Here is a 20696-nt window from a genome sequence, read left to right as displayed (position 1 = left end):
AGCTAGTGCAACTGATCGATTATGGAAAGTCGGTTTTCCTTTTTTGTGAGCTAGATCGCGTGTTAGTTAAGTCTTCGACGATTGCTTTGTTTGCACTTGGTACAAGCTAAACCAAAGTAAAAACAGCACCACAGAATTAAATAAATGCCAGCCAAAGTGCGTGCCTAATGGAAATTGCTCGCAAATATTTTGGTCTATGGTGCGCATTGTTAGCGATATGCAAAAACATAAGCTGGCGAGTAATAGTGCCAAGTCTAATTTAGCGTTTCGGACTTTAGCCAAAATACTAAAGACAATTAAAATAATAATGCTGGGCAGATACATTTCAGAGCCGTTTATATCAAATGGGATCACTTTGGTTGCAACTACAGATACAATAAAAATCACAAAGCCAATGACAGTTTGAAGCGGCGTAAATTTAAGCGCATACCTTAGATAAGACCATAAAAAGATAACCTGAAAAATATAAATAGGAATAATATCTGCCATCATCGACCAATAATTAGCCAAGGTGTGAAATAAAAAGCTTCCTACACCAATGATGACCATAAAACTGGCAAGCAATTTTAAATGCACAGGGGCGGGTGTTTTATTTGATGATTGAGACATTAAATAAAATGCCAAAAGGCCAGCTAAAATAAAGCCTAAATTCGTTAAAGCATTAACGGGTTCTGACCAAAAGCTTAAATCAATTCGTTCGCAGTAATAATCCATTTATATCTCGTGTTGTTATAGGCTGATTAGCCCTTCTTTAAAGTAAAAATTAAAATTAAAAGTTAAGAACTAAAAACATATTTTAGTATAATTTTATTTATTATTTTTCATATAACACATGTGTGCATATGCTGGTTTGGGTAAAAACTCATCTAGCAATCATGCTTAAAATTCCAGTCGACTCACGCCTAAACCGTTACCTTTTATGACTTTTATCTGTACAGGAATACGCTCTTTTAATGCGTCTATGTGGCTGATCACCCCAATCATTTTGCCGCTAGCGTTTAACATATCGAGTGCATTTAAAGCTGTGTCTAGGGTATCGGCATCAAGCGTGCCAAAGCCTTCATCTAAAAAGAGTGAGTCTATACTGGTTTTATGGCTGACTAAATCAGATAAACCGAGCGCAAGCGCTAAGCTTACTAAAAAGCTCTCACCACCCGATAAGGTTTTTGTGTCACGAATGGTATCGGCTTGCCAAGTATCTATTACTTCTAGCTCTAAATTTTCATTGGTTTTTCGTTGTAACTGGTAGCGGCTATGCAAGCGGTTAAGTTGATTATTAGCCAAATAAACGAGCTGCTCTAATGTTAAACCTTGAGCGTATTTTCTAAATTTATCGCCCTCCGCAGAACCAATTAAATCATTGAGCTGTGCCCAATCTTGATGCTGTTTTTGGTAGTTTGTCAGCATTTTGATTAAGTCTTGCTGTTTGTTTTGGCGAGCTTGGTCACTGCTTAACTTTTGTTGAATTTCGCCTAAATTTAATTGAGTCTGGTTAAGTTGATCATCTAGCTCTGCCACTTTTTGGGTTAGTTGTTCAACACTTTGTGCTGAAGCCGTATCTAGCTGAGTTAGTTTGCTAGTAAGTTGTTCAAACTGAACTTGATGGTTATTTAGTTGGCTTTTGGCTGCTAGTTGGTTTTGTTTAAGCCGCTCAAATTCAGCCTGTAATTGGCTAATTTCATCGTCGGTTAAACAGGCATTTTGCCACTGCTCAATGCTCGTAAATTGGCTTTGGGCTAATGCATTTTGCCAATCCAATTTTGCTTGAGTTAACTCGCTTTGCAAATGGTGATTTTGCTCGGTTAATAAATTGAGTTGGCTTGAAATGCTTTGTTTGTCAGATTCTGTTTGTTGTGTATTTTTTTCAGCCTGACGATAGCTTTGCTCTAACTGCTCAACTTGCTGCTGCATTTGTGCTTTAGCTGACTTAATGGATTGCTCCCCAAATAACTCAACTCTCTGTTTTGATAGGTTTTTTAGTTGTTGCTTTAATTCATCGATTTGCTGTTTTATTTGCTCAATTTGTTGAGTTAGCTTAGTTTGTGTTTGTTGTAGGTAAGTTAGCGCTTGGGTTTGTTTTTCTTGTTGGTGATTAATGTCTGATAGCTTCGTTTGGTTTTGTTCGAAGCGAGTCATAATTTGATTTAGCTCGGTTAAATAATCCGATAAATTGTGCTCATGAGCAGATGAGTTTAATTGTGTGCTATCTAATTGATATTGTGAAAATTCATCGGTAAGTGAAAGCTTTATTTGTTGCTTTTGCTCTGCTAACTCTAACGTTTGATGATTTAACTCAGTTTGTTGTTGCGTTTGAGACTGTTTATTCTCTTGATGATGTTGCTCATTAAGTTGGCACTGAGCTAATTTATTTTGTAAATCCGTGAGTTGGTTTTGCTGCTGAGTTAAATTTTGTTCATCTAATTCTGCTTGTTTTAGTATTTTTGCAAGCTCGGCTTGCTGTTGGTCGTCGTCGCTGAGTTGAGTCATTAACGGTTGGATATTGTCTGTATTAAAGCCATTGGTGAAATGATCCAGTTTTAAGCAAGTAGATAATTCCATGCAAAGCAGCTCAATTTGTTTAAGCTGCTGATTAAGCTCTGCTTGCTGCTCTTGATTAAATTTTAGTTGTTGTTCAAAGGTTGTGAGTTGTTGTGAACCACTTTGGCCTTGTTGTTCAACTCGCTCAAGGTCTTGTTTTAATTGGTCTAACCTGTGTTGTGTCTCGTTTTCATTAATTGACTGATATTCCTCAACGAAGGGATGCTCAGTTGAACCACACAAAGGGCAGGCTTGTTTTGCTTGTAATGCGTTTCTGTGCTCAGCTAAAGAAGCAATAACTGCTTGCTGTTTAAGGAGTTGGGTCAAATCACTAACTTGCTGTTTAATTGATTTATATTGCGATCTCAGTGATTTAACGATTGGAGTTTGCTGATCAACTTGTTGCTGCCAATGTGTAATGCTTTGTTTAGTTTTAAGCTGTTTATCCGTTAAGATTTGCCATTGATTAAGTTGATATAACAGGGTTTGCCTGCTGGTTTGTGTTTGACTTAACGCGTCTAATTTTTGTTTAAATTCGTTCAGGGTTTGACCTGACAAGGTTTCGGAAAGCTGTTGCTGTACATTGGCGATTTGTCTGTTTTTATCGTCTATTTGCTGATTAATTTGACGAATTTGGTTTTCAAGCTGAATTAAAGTTTTATCTGTATCTGTTTTATGGTGGTGAAGCTGGTTTAGCTTTTCAGCTAGCACTTGTTCATTGTCAGTTAACTGCTTGATTTGCGTATTTTGCGTTTGCCAATATTCTAGCTTATCTAGGCTTAACCCCGCTAAATTCGAATGTTTATTAAGCCAAACCTGCAATTCTTTTTGCTGTTGTTGATTATGATTTAATGCGTTTTGTAATTGCGTTTTTTCGGTTTGATGACGAGCTAACTCTGGTGAAAGTTGAATTAACTGCTGATTAAGCGGCTCAAGTTGAGTATTGATACGGTTAATTTGATTATCCAGCGGTTCTATTTTTTCGTCAATTAATTGATTTTGCTCAGCTTGTTGTGTTTTTCGTGTGGTTAACTCTGTTTGTTTAGTGGTTAGCTGAGCGATTTGGCTTTGTTGTCGCGTCTCAAGCTGGGATAACTGCTTGTTCAGTTCGGTTTGCTGATTTTTATTTTGCTGGGCTTGCTGCTCTAACTTTTGTTGAGCCTGATAAATTGGCTTAAGCTTGTTGGCGGGCATCGCCTGTTCTAATGTTGTTTGCTTAGGCTTAAAGTTTTGCAAGCTTTGTTGTGTGTGGGCAAGCTCAGTATTTGCTAAGTTAAGGTTTTTTTCAGCGGTTTCAAGCTGTTCAATGAGCTGCTTTAATTGAATGTGCTTATCTAAATTTTGTTTTAGGCTAAGCTTGCTTTGTGCCAGTTCAGTTTGTTCACTTTGCAGTTGAGCTTTTTCGGTTTCGCTAAGTAGCTCGACACTTTGAGCTTGTAGCTCTAATTTTTCTAGATGCGTTTTACTGTCTTTGTAATTGAGATAAACTTGGCGGGATATTTGGCTGTAAATTTCTGTGCCCGTTAGCTCTTCTAGCAATTCAGCCCTGTCTTTACCACTGGCATTTAAAAATTCAGCAAATTTACCCTGAGATAGCAACATAGATTTTGTAAATCGAGCAAAATCTAAACCTGAAATTTGCTCAATTTTTTGTCTGACCTCACTGAGTTTATCGGCAATAATTTTACCATCGCTGATTAATGCTAAAGTTGCTTTGGCAGGTTGTAAATTTCCCTCGGCTGAATTTCTGGCCCGTCTTTGCTGCCAAGTCGCGCGATAGCCGACACCTTTAACTGAAAACTCAACCTCGGCCATACACTCGGGCGTATGGCGGGTCATAATTTCGTTATTGCTGGCCGATACTTGAAGCCGCGGTGTTTGATGATACAAAGCTAAACAAATGGCATCTAACAATGTGCTTTTACCTGCACCTGTCGCCCCGGTAATAACAAATAAGCCATTGCTGGCAAAAGGCTCTTGTTGAAAATCCACATGCCAATGGCCTTTAAGTGAATTGAGGTTTTTAAGGGTTAAACTGAGGATTTTCATAAAGCCTTGATTCGTAATTAGTATGGTGGGCCAATAACTTTATATCATACTAAAATCATTCAAGGATGCGAACCGACAACCGGTTTTATTAATTGGGTTTATTAATTGAGCTTATTGGTGCAAACTTATTGCTCACATTGATTAAGCTCATTGACCCAAATGACTTTGTTGGTATTAAAATCAGCTTGCTTAGCTTTTTTTATAAACGCCTGTTTGGTTTGAGCTGAAACATCTTTGGTTCGAGACAGTAACCATAAATAGTCTGTATTAGGGCCAGAGACAAAAGAATATTGGTATTGACCATTAAGTTTAGGGCCTAACTCAAATACCACGTAAGAGCCATAAAATGGTCCAAAAAAAGAAACTTTAAGATAACCTTTAGATTTTTCATCCACAAAATTTGCGTTGCCTTCTGCTTTGTCCCATTTTTGTTCGCATAAGTTAAAGCCGCGGTTTATTACTTTTACACTGCCATCCTGATTTAGTTGATACTCTGCGGTGACTTGATTCATATCTTCCTCAAAACTGTGAGGCAGTCTGGCAACTTCATGCCATTTACCCAGATACGCATCAAGTTCAAAAGAATCAACGGGTTTAATTTTATCCGGCAGACCTGTGCAGCTAAGTAACCCTAAACTTAAAATTAGCAATATAAAGGGACGAAACAATTTAATGAGCATATTTAGTTTCCTTTTATTAAATAGTTAAAGTGTATACCCAAATCGCACCAGAATGGATTAATGCTAACTGAATTTGTATGTTAATTAAGGTGATGTTTAAGATTATTCTTTTGCCACTTTAACGGGGGTTGTCCAAATTGTTTTTTAAAGCAACGGGTAAAATATTGGCTGTTGGTAAAGCCTAGATCAAAAGCTAAATCAGTTATAGATAATTTAGGTCTTTTTAAAAGTAAATCACAAGCGTGCTGCAACCGACATCTATTTAGGTAATTTAGGGGGCTTGTATTGGTTAATTGCTGGCAATAGTTACTAAAAGCTGAGCGTTTCATATCGCAATGTTTTGCCATGCGCTCTAATGTCCAATCAAATGCTGCAAGCTCTGTATTTTGTTGTAGTTCATTTAGGAATATTTCAACGGTTCTGGCGCGTGTAGTTAAGCGTGATTCAGTGACTATGTTTTGAGTGCGTAGGAGTTCTAGTAAGGTCAGTAATAGCTGGTTTAAATTGATTTGTATATGCGATAAATAATGCTCAATTGGCTCAGCTACAACATAGGTTTGCAGTCGTTTAAAAATGTGTAATATTTCGTTATTAGCTTGCCATGCTGGGTGTTCATTGCCACGTAATAGGCGCTCTAATTCTTGTTTATCAGAATTGGTTAAAATGCACCACTCTGGCCATCGCCAGCTTTGGTTTGGTTGTCTAACGCCTACGTCTAAAATAATCCAATGCAGGCGTCCGGGGTGTAAATTAGGAGAGCCGACCTGGTGTAACTGCCAAGGCCGAGTAATGGTTAGTGTTTTTGATGGGGTTAAGTAATTATTACCATCTACGATAAGTGTATTTGTGCCGTTTTCTTGAAAACATATTTCGATGCCTTCATTTCTATGAGGCTCAATTCCCCAATCTTGCTCCTCTACAACATGCATAAAACCCATGCTGCCTATACCCAATAACTCTCCTTTTGGAATTACTTTTCCCGGATAATTGCCATTTGTTAGTGCATTTAGCGTTATTTTTTGATCTTTTACTGCAGACAATTGTGGTAAACAATTATCTATTTCAAAGCGTAATTTATCCAATGTGTAAGTGGGTTTAGACATAGTTGGCTCAGTAAATTCGAATCTGGAAATTTTATAATATTTACCATTTAGGTAATTGTGCAAGTTTTTTCTATCTTTATTGCTAGTATAGGTTGTTAATGGCTTTGTTCAATCTTAAGAAGAATGTAAATAATGAAAAGTTTAAGCTTAATTAAACCAGGTAAGTTTGGCTTTATAGAAACGCCAACACCCCAGCTGCAGCAAGGTCAAACTTTAGTCAAAGTTTTATCTTGTGGGGTTTGTGGTTCTGATATTCATGCGATGAGCGGCAAGCAACCTTTTTTTAATTATCCACGCATACTTGGTCACGAGTTATGTGTTGAGGTTATTGAAGCCCATGCACAAGATCATATAAAAGTGGGTGACCGTTGTGTTATCGAGCCATATTACTTTTGTGGTGAATGTGTTGCCTGTCGCAAGGGCAAAACCAATTGCTGTAATAAGCTTAGTGTACTGGGGGTTCATTTTGATGGTGGTCACACGTCAGTTATTTCTGTACCAACAGAGTATTTGCATAAAGCCAATGCACTCACTATAGAACAAGCTGCTTTAGTTGAGCCATTAGCGATTGGTTGCCATGCAGTTAATCGAGCCAATGTGCAACCGGGTGAACCAGTCGTTATTTTGGGCATGGGCACAATTGGCCTGGCGGCAGCGTTTTTTGTAAAAGCGCAAGGCGCGACGCCTGTTATTGTTGATATTGACGAAGGCCGTTTAAATTTTGCTGAAAAAACACTTAACTTAGGTACGGCGCTTAAAGCGCAAGACAATATAGAAAAAGCGTTAATTGAACATTTTGGTGAATTACCTGCATGTGTGATTGATGCAACAGGCAATCAATTTTCAATGAACAACTGCTTCAACATAGTCGAATATGGTGGACGCATTGTTTATATTGGTTTGTTCCCCGGAGATACTACTTTTGATGCGGAGCGCTTTCATCAACGTGAAATCACTTTGCTGGCCAGTCGAGCAGCTCTCTCTTGCGATTTTAAAACAGTCATAGACGCTATAGCCAACAAAGTGTTTGACCCAACCCCCATGATCAGTGAGCGATTAAGTTTTGCAGAGTTAGACCAACAATTACCTAAGTTAGTTGGTAAAGCAGGCTTGATAAAAGCCATTATTGATTATTAAACCAGATTGCGAATTTAAACATATGAAAATTACTAAATTAGAACCCATTATTTTACATGCACCTGTTACAAAAGGTGGTATTAAAGACAGCACGCACTCGATTACTCATTGGGGCGCACCTGGTGTCGCTATTCATACCGACACGGGCCATGTCGGTTATGGTTTTTCGGGTACTCATGCACATTTACCGACTGATAAATTAATCGTTGATTGTATTGTTAATAGTTTTGGCCCGTTATTAATTGGCGAAGATATCATGGCTACCCGTGCGCTTTGGCAAAAATTATATAAATCTAGCGAAATATACTGGGTTGGCCGTTCGGGTATTACTCATTTAGCTTTAGGTGCCATTGATATCGCTTTGTGGGATTTAAAATGTAAGGCGTTCGATGTGCCATTATGGAGCTTAAAGGGGGCGTCAGGCAATGAGAAGTTAGAAGCTTACAACACAGATGGCGGCTGGCTAAATTGGAGTAAAGAGCAGCTGGTATCTGATTGTAAACGTATGGTTGAAGAGCAAGGCTATCGTGCAGTTAAAATTAAAGTAGGTGGAGATTCTGGCACTGAAGATTTGCGCCGAATAGAAGCTGTGCGCAAGGCTCTTGGTGATGATATTCGTATTATGACTGATGCTAATGGTCGCTGGTCATTACCAGAAGCTATTCGCTTGGGGCAGCGCTTAGCTGACTTTGATATTACTTGGATTGAAGAGCCAATGGGGTTTGATGATGTAAAAGGGCATCAACGTCTTGCCAATACGATTACAACGCCAATTGCTTTAGGTGAGCAGTTATATTTAACTCAACAGTTTAGAGATTTTATTCAAGCTGGAGCGGTCGACTTTGTTCAGCCTGACATAGTACGTTTAGCGGGTATTACTGAGTGGTGGACAGTTGCTGAACTTGCCCATGCAAATAATTTACCTGTGGTGCCGCATGTTGGTGATATGGGGCAAGTTCATCAGCATTTGTGTTTGGCTCATCCTGCTTGTCATTTGTTGGAATACATACCATGGCTGAAAGATTGGATGAAGCATCCAGCGCAAGTGAAAGATGGTTATTACCTTGCCCCTCAAGCTGCGGGAGCAGGCATGGAGCCAACTGAGCATGCGTTAGCTACCATAAATAAAATTTAGTGGGAGCTTGCTATGAAAAAATTTAAATTGTTTTTGGTGTTGCTGAGTTTGTTCTGCGTGCAAGCATCGGCGCTGTCGCCTTACGAAAATAAACTGCAATCGGATGATAAGCAACGCCTTGGGTTAATTGCGTTTGCCAAGCTTGAGCAATTAACTGAATTAAAAAATTTAGCTAAGTCTATCGAGCAACAAACAATGGATAATACGCATAAGGACATAGACAAACTAAGTATTTATTTTAAACCTTTAAAGCAAAAGGTCATGGTATTTGCCTATTTTGAAAGTGACGATAAAAGCATTCTGGGTTGGGAGCATCGTTTAACTAATAGCTCACCACAACTAAAGCAATTTTCCGAGCGGTTAACCCCGCATTCACGGGCTAATAAACACAATGTGTGGTTGCGTATGGAATGGATGAATTTAGTGGCCAGCGATAAAACTTTTCCGCACAACAAAGTTGCGCAACGTATGGGGTTTATGAGTCGTTTAAAGCCCGAGTTTGAATTGCAGTATCGGCAGTTGCATCAGCTCAACTGGCCAGGGGTAGTTGATGGCATGGTGAAGTCGAATTATCGCAATTGGACCAGCTTTTTAATTGAAGACGGTGACGCATTGCTGCTGTTCACTTTTGCTGAATACATAGGATCAGATATTAAAGCTGATAACCAAAAAATGGCGGCAGATCCCACGACTCAAAGATGGTGGACGCATACTGAAGAATGTTTAATTAATTTGCACGGCGAAGGCAACTGGTCGTCGATGACACCATTATTAGAGGTTTCAAAATGAGGTTAAAAAACAAAGTCGTATTTTTAACAGGCGGCTCTGACGGTATTGGTTGGGCGTGTGCTAAAGCATATGCAAGTGAGGGAGCGACTGTCATTCTGTGCGGGATAGAGGATGATATGGCCAAAGAACGGGCCAATAAATTGCCGGGCAAACATTTAGGTATAAAATGCGATGTTTCTAATGAAAATGATGTGGCTAACACCATTGCGATGATCATTGAAAAATATGGTCGCTTAGATGTTATACACAATAATGCTGGGGTTGGAGCGCCCACAAAACCAATTCACACAACTACAATGGATGAATGGAATTGCGTATTTAACGTGAATATAAAAAGCGTTTATTTAACGACTAAATATGGTTTTGACGCTTTAAAGGCCTCTAAAGGCTGCATTTTAAATACCTCAAGTATGGCAGGCATTTTGGGTCAAGAAAACCACGCAGCTTATACCGCGACTAAAGGCGCTATGAATTCTTTAACTAAATCTATGGCGCTTGATTATGCAACGTATGGCATTCGAGTTAATGCGGTTTGTCCTGCGGGAACTTGGACGCCCATGTTACGCGAATGGGTAAGTGAACAAGCAGATCCAAACCAAATGGAAGCCTATTTAGATGGCATTCATGCATTGGGTTATTGCCCAGAAGGGGATGTTATTGCCTCTGCTTCGGTCTATTTAATTTCAGATGATGCGCGCTTTGTGACTGGCACCATTCACCATGTATCAGGTGGCGCTGAATTAGGCTATCGCCGCATTTAACTATTAAGAAGTAAAAATATGAATTATCAAGTTGAACAAAATAGTTTGCATCAGCAAGTTGCGCTGGTAACAGGTGGCGGCACAGGCATTGGTTTTGCCATTGCTCAAGCTTTGGTTAAAGCTGGCGCTCAAGTGTGCATTACTGGACGCCGACAAAATATGTTGGAAGAGGCAGTTGCTAAGCTGGGTAATACTGCCACTTTTTACGCTGGTGACATTACTAACGCAACTGACAGAAATAAAATGGTAGCGCATACCCGCACAACGTTTGATGCAGATATTACCCTATTAGTGAATAACGCAGGACAAAATATTAAAGCCCCTGCGTTAGATGTCACTCAAGACTCATTTGACGATGTACTCAATACTCACGTTAAAGCAGGGTTTGCTTTGTCGCAATTGGTTGCCCCAAACATGATAGCGAATGGACAAGGCTGTATTTTATTTATGGCTTCTATGGCTTCTTTTATGGGAGTGCCCAATATCATCGCTTACACCACAGCCAAAACCGCAGTGTTAGGATTAACCCGTGGTTTGGCTGCTGAATGGTCGTCACTTGGAATTAGGGTAAACGCAATTGCTCCCGGTTGGATTCACACCCCAATGACAGATCAAGCATTTGCCAATGATACTCAACGCAAAGACAAAGTGTTGTCGCGTACCCCAATGAACAAAATGGGCGAACCAACAGATATCGCTAATATGGCCGTGTTTTTAGCATCAAGTAACGCAAAATTTATCACTGGCCAATGTTTTACCGTAGATGGCGGTGCGGCCATCGGTTTTTAATTGGGGAAGTACATCAATGCATATTCATTGGATAGATCTAACGATAATAATATCTTATTTATTAGGTATTACTGCGTTTGGTGTCTATGTTGGTCGTAACTCGGCTAGCTCATCGTCAAACTACTTTTTGGCAAGTCGCTCATTACGCTGGCCAACTATTGGTTTAGCCTTATTCGCAACCAACATTTCAACCGTACATTTAATTGGTTTAGCCGCATCTGGTTATGACCAAGGTATGGTTGTTGGTAACTTTGAATGGTTAGCGCCGTTTTTACTTATACTGTTGGGTTTAGTATTTGCACCGTTTTATTTCCGTTCAAAAATTTCAACTTTACCTGAATATATCGAAGGTCGGTACGGCCCAACATCACGTACAGTGCTAGCCGTCATGGCGGTTATCGGCGCACTATTTATTCATATCGGTGTAACGCTTTATGCCGGTGCGGTTGTTTTTCAAAGTTTTGTTGATTTAGATATTATTTATTCAATTCTGGTCATCTCAGCATTAACATTAATTTATACCGCCCTAGGTGGCTTACGAGCGGTTGTTGTAACAGAAGCTATTCAAACCGTTATCTTATTAATAGGCGCAATTGCTGTTACTTACTTTGCATTGGTTGCGCTAAGCGATATGGGAATCACTTCATTAGACCAATTAAAAGCATCAGCAAAACCAGATCAACTAAGTATGATCAGGACTGAGGGTGATTACAGCTGGTACGCAATGTTATTAGGTTACCCAATTTTAGGTATTTGGTACTGGTGTAGTGATCAAACTATTGTACAACGTGTATTAGGTGCTAAAACTGAGCGTGATGCACAATTAGGTCCTATCTTTGCAGGTTTCTTAAAAATTATGCCAGTGCTATTTATGGTATTACCTGGCGTTATTGCTTACGTTTTATTCCAAGAGCAAATTGCAGATAACAAAGACGCTACGTTAATCGTAATGATCAAAGAATTATTGCCTGTTGGTTTACAAGGTGTTGTGATCGCGGGCCTATTAGCAGCATTGATGAGTACAGTTGCTGGGGCTTTAAACTCAACGGCGACATTAGTAAGTATTGATATTGTTAAACGTGTTAAACCAGATGTTGAAGATCACAAGCTTGTTTACTACGGCCGCGTAACAGTTGCTGTTGTACTTTTATTAGCAATTGCTTGGTCTACTCAAGGTGAAAAGTTTGGTGGTATTTTTGAGGGTATTAACCAAATGATCGCTGTGCTTGCACCACCTATTAGTGCGGTATTTATTTGGGGTATCTTCTGGCCTCGAGGTACAGAAAAGGCCGCCCTTTATACCCTAATCGGTGGCTTTTTATGTGGCGCAATTGTTTTCTGCTTAGACTTTCCGGCCGTATCTGGCTTGTTTTTAGGTAACGATGAGGCTGGCAATCCAGTTCGTTTCTTTACTGATCAACTCGGCATTCCATTTATGTTGCAGGCTTGGTGGTTGTTTGTCATTAGTAGCATTATTTTGATTGTTGTTAGTTATTTGACACCTAAACCAGAGCAAGCGGTTGTTGAAAAATTTTGCTGGAAGAGCCCGCTGTTGGTATTAACTGAAAAACCAATTTCAGGTATTACAGATGCGCGTATTATGAGTTTGTTACTTATCGCGGTTATGGCATTGTGCTACGCATTGTTTATCTAATAAGGTATAAAAATATGAATAACAAAATTTTTAAACATAAAGTTAAATATTTAGCTGCTGTTATATTTGCAGCGAGCGCTATGGGGTGTAATGCGACAGAAACACCGCAAAGCACTAGCAAAAGTAGTAAAAAAACCACAGAGCTTTATGATGAAAGCTGGGAATCTTTATCCAAAGTAAACCATAAACCGGATTGGTTTCAAGATGCTAAACTTGGTATTTATACACACTGGGGACCAACTTCTACTGCTAATATCGGCATGAAACAAGCTGCGGGCTGGTATGGTTTAGATATGTATATGGACAAAGTATACGATTGGAAAACGGGTGAGGTTAGGTTATTTGGTGAAAGCAAAGAATCGCGCCCATCATACGCCTACCAACACCATGTGAAAACGCACGGTCATCCATCAGAGTTCGGTTTTAAAGATATTATTAAAAGCTTCAATCCTGATAAGTTTGATGCAAAGGAATGGGCAGATTTATTCAAGAAATCGGGTGCTAAATTTGCTGGTCCAGTCGCCATTCATCACGATAACTACGCAATGTGGGATAGTGAAGTAACGCGTTGGAACTCAAAAGCGACAACAGGTAAAGATATTGTGGGCGAGCTAAGCAAAGCGCTTAGAGAGCGTGATTTAAAAGTGATCACCTCATTTCATCATGCCTTTACTTGGGTTTATTTCGCTAACGCATACAACTTTGACGCAACTGCAGAAACGGCTGATTTATATACTGACCAGCACGATTTAACAGATTTTAAACCTAATAAAAAATTCCATGACCGTTGGTTTGCTAAGTTAAAAGAAGTGATAGACAACTATCAGCCAGATGTTATCTGGTTTGATTGGTGGGTTGAATTTTTGGATGAAGAGTACCGCAAAAAATTTGTAGCTTATTACTACAACAAAGCTAAAGAGTGGGATAAAGAAGTCGTCATTAACTACAAAAATACTTCATTCCCCAGTTCTACTGGTATTTTAGATTACGAGCGTGGTCGTCCTAATAAGCAAAAAGATGAATTTTGGATGACAGATACGTCACCCGGCGCATGGTTTTATTATGAAAACGCCAAATTTGTCGAGCCAAACGAAATTGTCGATATCTTAATTGATATTGTCTCAAAAAACGGTTTGATGTTGTTAAACGTGCCGCCTAATCCTGATGGGTCTATTCCACAAGAAATGCACGACATGTTAGGCAAGCTAGGTGATTGGTTAAACATTAATGGTGAAGGCATTTATGGTACACGCCCATGGACAACATTTGGTGAAGGTCCAACGCGTATTCGCCATGGGGGACATAAAATAGAAAAACAAAAAATTGAATACAATGACAAAGATATTCGATTTACTAAAAAAGGGGACGATACAGTTTATGCATTTGTGATGGATAAACCACAAGGCGATATTGTGATTCAGTCGCTGAGTAGTAATTTGACAGTATTACCTGGCAAAATTAAAAAAATTGAAATGCTTGGTAGCAATCAAACAGTAAAGTGGCAGCGTAATGAACAAGGCCTAGTTATTGACCAGCCAAGCTCAATACCAAGCGACTTTGCGGTTGGCTATAAAATTACGCTACTTCATGAAGAGGAAGTTGGCATCGGCGGCGAAGACCCTGGCACTAATGGTAATGGTGATTAATTTAACCATTGTTTAAAACACGGTATGCGGCTTAAAACATTTGTTTGGCGCATATCGTACTTCTTTATCGCTAAGCCATTTGGAATATAATTTTTAACAGATGAGTTTGTCTGTCGGGTGATAATTTGCTACTTTGCATCACTGTTTTTTTCCAGCCAATGTAAAGCCTTTATGCAAATTTCACCTCAAACCCCTGCACAATCAAAGCGCTTGTATCAGGTTTATTTACAGTGTGAGCCGGCTAAAAAAAATTTACTTAAGGTTTTGGCTTTAGTATATAACCCGATCAGCCAGCCTAAACTGGTTTATTTACTTGGATTAATTGACGCTAATGGCCTAGCTGACTTTGCTGATGTAGAAAACTTTTTATCTGCGGCGACTATTAAACAACTTACTCAAGCAGACTTAATCAGCCAAAATACGGATGGCATTAAAATTAACCGGCTAGTCGCTAACCAAATCAGTCAAGACTGTGCTGATAACGGTGAGTTTGATAAATTGATTCGGTTAGCTGAGCAGGTGATGCCCGTTACCTCTTCATATCATTGGCAAGGCAACTCTAAAAATGAGCAAAGGTTATTAAGAGATTTTTATTTCTTAAAAAAATGGGATCAATTTGAACACTTACTCGCCTTTAATAAAAATCCACAAATTATTGATATTCATAAAAATCAGATTTTAATTGAGCTGTTTTTTTCGCCATTTAAACTTGAAACATTTTTAGCTTTGCCAAACAGTATTCAATATCAAAGTTTTGCCACTTGGTTTAGAGTACGGCAAATGAAAGGCGGCAATATCCAGTATCCACTTGAATTGCTAGCGCAAGTTTATCAAGTTAACTCATCCAACGTATTATTAAAATATTTATTGGCCGAACAGTATTTATTGAGCGCTCGTTTTGCTGATTTTCAAGCTTTGATCCCGCATCAAGATACCAGCTGTTATGGTTTACAGCTAATTGCCAGCTTTTTGTTTTTAACCGGACATTTTGAGCAAGCAACCGGCTACTTTAATGATGCAATTAAAGCCAAAAACAAATTTGTTCGCCGAAAAAAGCAATATTTAAATGGTGTAAACGGTATTTTTTATAAACTCTGTTTATTAATGCAAGCCAATCAAACAGACAATGCTTATTATGAGGTTGCGCTCGAACAAATTAATTTTGAGCGTACCGATAAAAATTCAGATCCAGAATATTTAAGTATCAGCGAAGCTTTAACCTGGACCATAAAATGTTTAGCATCAGGCACAGAATATTTATTTTCGCCCGACCGGTTTTCGCATTTAAATCACTATGATTTATTCTCGTATCATTTAATTCAATTAAACTTTGGTTTAAGTAAAATTTGGTGCCAAGGCCGATTAGATGCTGAAGACACGGCAAAATTAGAGCAGAGCAAAACGGGCTTTAATTTAATGGGCTTGACGTTATTTGTGACGCTAAGCGAGCAGGTATTAAATTGGCCTCAAATAAAAAAATTAGACAGATTAAGCAAGCTAATCAACTTTCCTGAGCAGATTAATCAAAAAGCAGATTGGGAACTGGCGCTAGATAAGCTGATCGCATTAAAACAGCCAACAGAAGCCGAGTCTGAACAGACACCCAGCTCAGAATCCAGATTAGTTTGGGAGTTAGAGTTTGACCGTTATCACGCCAAACTAAGCGCAAAAGAGCAAAAAAAATCGGCCACTGGCTGGACAAAAGGCCGCGTTATTTCCCTTAAACGTTTGTACCATGAAGTCAGTACTTTTCATTTTTTAACCGAGCAAGATCTGCAAATTTGTCAGGCGATTAGCTTGCAGCAGAGCTGGGGATACCAAAATACGGCTCATTATGTGTTGGAAGGCGCCAGTGCTTTGCTGGCGGCAGCGAATGCGGCTAATTTATTTGTGGGTGACGATCCAGACAATCCAATTGAACTGACCCAAAAAGAGCCTGAATTATTAATTAATCAGCAAGGTGAGCAGCTTTGTTTAAGCATTGCAGATTTACCTGAACGCACGCACGGGCAAGAAAGCCCTTATTCAATTTTTGAGCTGAGTCCAGGTCATTATGCATTTACTTTGTTTAACCCATCACACTTAAAAGTAGTGGATATTATTGGCGAAACAGGTTTGTTAATTCCAATTCATGCCAAAGAGAAAGCACTTAAAAGTATTTCTGCCATTGCGCCTTTATTAAATATCCAGTCTGATTTAAACGAACTTGATACTGGGCTGGCAAAAGTGGCCTGCGATCCTCATTTGGTGATCGACATTCAACCTTTTATGGATGGGTTAACTTTTACTTGTGTGGTGATGCCATTTGGTGAAAAAGGGCCGGTTTTTAAACCCGCCATAGGCAATGTTAATTTAACCACTGAAATTGATGGCAAACGCATTGCGACTCAAAGAGATTTAATTAAAGAGCAAAAATTATTAGATCAACTGGATCAAGTTTGCCCTGAGTTTTTAGCGATGCCGGGCAATATCTTAAACGTGGAAGATAGCTTAACGGCGTTAGATACACTACAACAGCTCGAGCAAGTCGTTAAACAAAATGCAGCGTCACAGGATAATGAAAATGCTACCCGCTTACTGCCGTTAACATTACGCTGGCCTAAAGGTAAAAAATTAAAGCTCTCTAATACACTGACCAGTGAACAATTACAGTTAGCGGTGAATAAAAAAAATGAATGGTTTGATATTTCAGGTGAATTAAAAGTAGATGAGCAACAAGTAATTGATTTAAAAAAGCTGCTTGAATTAATTGGCCAAAGCAATGGTAAATATATTCGTTTAGATAGTGAACAAATTTTAACCTTATCGCAAGAGCTACAAGCCAAACTGACTTACTTTAATCAAATCACAGACGAAGGAAAATTTCATCCGCTGGCCAGCTTTCAAATAGCAGACGCAACCCAAGGCATGCGTTTAAAAACCATTCATGCCTGGGATGAACAAACTAAAAAAATGCATGAATCTAACCAGATCATGCCTTTAGTACCCGCTACATTAAAAGCCGAATTAAGAGCATATCAACGTGAAGGTTTTGAATGGATGTCAAGGCTGGCACATTGGGGCGCGGGTGCCTGTTTGGCCGATGACATGGGGTTAGGCAAAACATTGCAGGCCTTAGCTATGTTATTAAGGCGTGCTAACAACGGACCCAGTTTAGTGATTGCACCTACCTCGGTTTGTTTTAACTGGCAACAGGAAGCCGCCAAATTTGCCCCTAGCCTGAAGATTAAATTGTTTGCTGATGCCAGTAATACAAAGCAAAGACAAGCACTGCTTAGCGATTTAAAGCCATTAGATTGTGTGATTATGAGTTATGGGTTGTTACAACGAGAAATTGACTTATTAAAACATGTTCGCTGGCATACCATTGTGGCCGATGAGGCGCAGGCGCTTAAAAACCCACTGAGTAAAAGAACCAAAGCGGCTTACAATTTAAAAGCTGATTTTAAGCTGATTACCACAGGTACGCCGATTGAAAATGATTTAACTGAATTATGGAGTTTGTTCCGGTTTGTTAATCCGGGTTTATTGGGCAATTTAAAAACCTTTGGTCGTCGTTTTGCACTGCCCATCGCCAATGTTAAAGAAGATAAATTAGCGGCACATAAAGCCAGTAAAGCGCTTAAACATTTGATCCAACCTTTTATTTTAAGACGGATGAAAAACCAAGTGTTGACCGAATTGCCTCCACGGACTGAAATTAATATTCAAGTAGAGCTGAGCGATAAAGAACAAGCTTTTTACGAGGCGCTTAGACAAACGGCGATAGATAATATTAGCAATGATAACAATGCCAGCAATACAGGTGAGCAAAGAATTAAAATGCTGGCAGAGCTGGTTAAATTGCGTCAGGCCTGTTGCCATCCTGCGCTCATTTTTGCAGAGACAGATTTACCCAGTGCCAAATTAAACGCCTTGGATGAATTATTAACCGAGCTTCAAAAAAATAAGCATAAAGCACTTATTTTTAGCCAGTTTGTGGGGCACTTAAAGCTGATTCAAAAACACTTAGAATATAAGGGTATTCAATATCAATATTTAGACGGAAGCACCCCTCAAAAAGAGCGCCAAAAGCGAGTCAATGCCTTTCAGTTAGGAGAAGGTGAGGTATTTTTAATTAGCTTAAAAGCAGGTGGATTTGGCTTAAATTTAACGGCCGCTGATTATGTGATTCATATGGATCCTTGGTGGAACCCAGCAGTGGAAGAGCAAGCGTCAGACAGAGCACATCGTATGGGGCAAGATAAACCCGTGACTATTTATCGACTGATTGCCAAAAATACGATTGAAGAAAAAATAGTCGATCTGCATAAACATAAAAGAGATTTAGCTGAAAAGCTGTTATCTGGTAATGAACAAGCCAGCAAATTATCAGTTGATGAAATGCTAAGCCTATTAAAAGATACGTTTTAAGTGCAGCAAGACACCAGAGAAGCTAAGCGGTTAACTGAGCGACCTTGGTTTTAACTTGCGCATAGCTAAGTTTCTCACATATACCAAAGCCATCTACATTCGCTTTGACTCTATTTTTAGCAAATAAAGGCGTGCTAATACCGGTTAAAAATCGGCACTGGCTTTCTGGCGAGAGCGGCACATTTTTATTGGTTAAATAGGCTGACAGCTCAGTTAATATTTGTTGTAAAACTTGATCGCTTGGCCAGTTTGGCGTTGCTGAATAATCTAATTTGGCTACCTGGCCTTGGCAGACAGAGCAGTGCCCGCAATTTTCTGGCGCGCTGCGATCTCCAAAATAAGCCGCTAAGTTATAGCTTAAGCATTTATCTAATTCAAAAAAGCGAATTAGAGTGGCGATACGGGCTATTTCTTTATCTTGCTTTTCGGTGAAATATAAATGTAACTGCTCAGCTAAATTGGCTTGTTTAATCGCATCTAAATTAACTTGATAAACTTCGGTCATTAAGCGGCTTTGCAATTCAATTAAACCTTGCTGCATTAAATACTCCAGTGCGGCAATGGCTCTGGCTCTTTGATTAGGCAGGGCATTTTGCAAAGACTCAAAATTGACTACGCCCCATACTTTTTTAAACTCAGTATGGTCAAATACCTGTTGCAAAAAAGCTTGGCGCTGCGGGTTAAATTGTGCCAATAACTCTGCTTTATCGACTAAAAATTTAAGTTTAAATTCAGCAAAGTAACTATATAAAGGTTTGATTAAACCTTGAATTTCAAGCTGTACTAATATAGTTTTTAATGGCAATTGACGAATATTGGTTTGATTGGATAAATCGAGCAGTTGCATTTCCCAGCGGTAATCACCTGAATAAGATGGCTCACTTTGTTCACTTATTTGCTTAAGCAAGATTTCAAGCCCAGCTAGCTCAGGCGTATCACCATACACAAAGTTTTCAAGCGTGGTTAAACTATCTAAATTAGCTAGGGTGATACAATCAGCACTTTGTCCATCACGTCCGGCGCGGCCAATTTCTTGACTGTAGTTTTCAATAGATTTAGGTAAATCGTAATGAATAACAAAACGAATATCTGATTTATCGACCCCCATGCCAAATGCAATAGTGGCGACAATCACATCAACTTTATTAGCCATAAAATCAAGCTGAATTTGCTGGCGCTTGTCGTTTTCCATGCCAGCATGATAAGCCTGAGCGTTTATTTGTTGGCTTTGTAAAAATGCAGCTACTTGCTCAGCACTGTGCTGCAAGGTGACATAAACAATACCGGTTTGGTTTTGACTGACTTTAGATTTGATGTGATTTAGCAGCGCTTGGTTTTTATTATCTTGGCTGACAGATTCAATTTGTAGGTTTAAATTTTGACGATAAAAACCCGTTTGCACAATATGTGTTGGATCTATCTCAAATTTATTAGCCATATCCAGTTTTACTTTGTTGGTAGCGGTAGCCGTTAATAAAAGCACTAACGGAATATTTAAATCTTGTCGATAACGGGGCAGTTTTAAATAATCGGGTCTAAAATTATGACCCCACTCTGAAATACAATGAGCTTCATCAACCACCAACATTGAAATATCAACTGATTCAATAAATTGTCGAAAACGTTCATTTTTAAATCGCTCAACAGAAACCATTAATATTTTGGTTTTTTGCAATTTTACATCAGCTATAACTTGCTGGTATTCATCCGGTTTTAAGCTTGAATCCAAACTGGCGGCATTAATACCTTTTGCATTTAAAAAATCGAGTTGATCTTTCATTAAGGCTAATAATGGTGAAACCACTAAAGTTAAATTAGGTAAATGTAATGCGGTAAGCTGATAACACAAAGATTTACCTGAACCGGTTGGAAAAATAGCGAGAGAAGAAAAGCCAGATAAGAGCTGTGAGATGGTTTGATTTTGCCCAGGACGCAGCTCTGAAAAACCAAATACTTGTTGTAAGCTATTTTGAACGTCCGTAGAGATAGACATATATTTCCT

General features: G+C 39.0%; 13 protein-coding genes. 8 read left to right on the top strand and 5 right to left on the bottom strand.

Annotated features, from left to right (window positions below; all coding sequences use genetic code 11):
- Window positions 1-66: 66 nt before the first annotated feature.
- From OLW01_RS13410 to OLW01_RS13395, 4 genes are all read right to left on the bottom strand, one after another.
- Complete coding sequence (locus OLW01_RS13410) at window positions 67-714, bottom strand: ceramidase domain-containing protein (RefSeq protein WP_268074423.1); 648 nt, start codon at window positions 712-714, stop codon at window positions 67-69.
- A 165-nt stretch (window positions 715-879) separates the two neighbouring features.
- Window positions 880-4587 carry an SbcC/MukB-like Walker B domain-containing protein gene (locus OLW01_RS13405; protein WP_268074422.1) on the bottom strand — a complete coding sequence of 1236 codons (3708 nt, stop codon included), beginning with the start codon at window positions 4585-4587 and terminating at the stop codon, window positions 880-882.
- A 125-nt stretch (window positions 4588-4712) separates the two neighbouring features.
- Window positions 4713-5267, bottom strand: a complete 555-nt coding sequence (locus OLW01_RS13400) for a lipocalin family protein (RefSeq protein ID WP_268074420.1) — start codon at window positions 5265-5267, stop codon at window positions 4713-4715.
- An 80-nt stretch (window positions 5268-5347) separates the two neighbouring features.
- Entirely contained in the window at window positions 5348-6370 is a 1023-nt protein-coding gene (locus tag OLW01_RS13395; protein WP_268074419.1) for a helix-turn-helix domain-containing protein, read from the bottom strand.
- 132 nt (window positions 6371-6502) lie between these two features.
- Between OLW01_RS13395 and OLW01_RS13390 the strand changes: the two genes are divergently transcribed.
- From OLW01_RS13390 to OLW01_RS13355, 8 genes are all read left to right on the top strand, one after another.
- Window positions 6503-7507, top strand: a complete 1005-nt coding sequence (locus OLW01_RS13390) for a zinc-binding alcohol dehydrogenase family protein (RefSeq protein ID WP_268074417.1) — start codon at window positions 6503-6505, stop codon at window positions 7505-7507.
- 22 nt (window positions 7508-7529) lie between these two features.
- Window positions 7530-8642: a mandelate racemase/muconate lactonizing enzyme family protein gene (locus tag OLW01_RS13385; RefSeq protein ID WP_268074416.1), complete on the top strand. Its 1113-nt coding sequence runs from the start codon at window positions 7530-7532 to the stop codon at window positions 8640-8642.
- A gap of 12 nt (window positions 8643-8654) precedes the next feature.
- A complete protein-coding gene (locus tag OLW01_RS13380) occupies window positions 8655-9431 on the top strand; it encodes an L-rhamnose mutarotase (RefSeq protein ID WP_268074415.1) in 777 nt (258 codons plus the stop codon).
- The gene (locus OLW01_RS13375; RefSeq protein WP_268074414.1) at window positions 9428-10192 is read left to right on the top strand and encodes an SDR family NAD(P)-dependent oxidoreductase; all 765 of its coding nucleotides are present in this window, start codon (window positions 9428-9430) and stop codon (window positions 10190-10192) included. Before OLW01_RS13380 ends, OLW01_RS13375 begins: the two co-directional genes overlap by 4 nt.
- Window positions 10193-10210: 18 nt before the next feature.
- The gene (locus tag OLW01_RS13370; protein ID WP_268074413.1) at window positions 10211-10981 is read left to right on the top strand and encodes an SDR family NAD(P)-dependent oxidoreductase; all 771 of its coding nucleotides are present in this window, start codon (window positions 10211-10213) and stop codon (window positions 10979-10981) included.
- Window positions 10982-10997: 16 nt separating this feature from the next.
- Window positions 10998-12635, top strand: a complete 1638-nt coding sequence (locus tag OLW01_RS13365) for a sodium:solute symporter (protein ID WP_268074412.1) — start codon at window positions 10998-11000, stop codon at window positions 12633-12635.
- Between the two features lie 14 nt (window positions 12636-12649).
- Entirely contained in the window at window positions 12650-14281 is a 1632-nt protein-coding gene (locus tag OLW01_RS13360; RefSeq protein WP_268074411.1) for an alpha-L-fucosidase, read from the top strand.
- A gap of 171 nt (window positions 14282-14452) precedes the next feature.
- Window positions 14453-18694, top strand: a complete 4242-nt coding sequence (locus OLW01_RS13355; protein WP_268074410.1) for a DEAD/DEAH box helicase — start codon at window positions 14453-14455, stop codon at window positions 18692-18694.
- Between the two features lie 22 nt (window positions 18695-18716).
- Here the strand turns inward: OLW01_RS13355 and OLW01_RS13350 are convergent, their stop codons facing one another.
- Window positions 18717-20681 carry a RecQ family ATP-dependent DNA helicase gene (locus tag OLW01_RS13350; RefSeq protein WP_268076239.1) on the bottom strand — a complete coding sequence of 655 codons (1965 nt, stop codon included), beginning with the start codon at window positions 20679-20681 and terminating at the stop codon, window positions 18717-18719.
- Window positions 20682-20696: the final 15 nt, after the last annotated feature.

Source organism: Catenovulum adriaticum, from assembly GCF_026725475.1.
Taxonomy (GTDB): domain Bacteria; phylum Pseudomonadota; class Gammaproteobacteria; order Enterobacterales; family Alteromonadaceae; genus Catenovulum; species Catenovulum adriaticum.
This window is presented reverse-complemented; position numbering and strand designations above follow the sequence as displayed.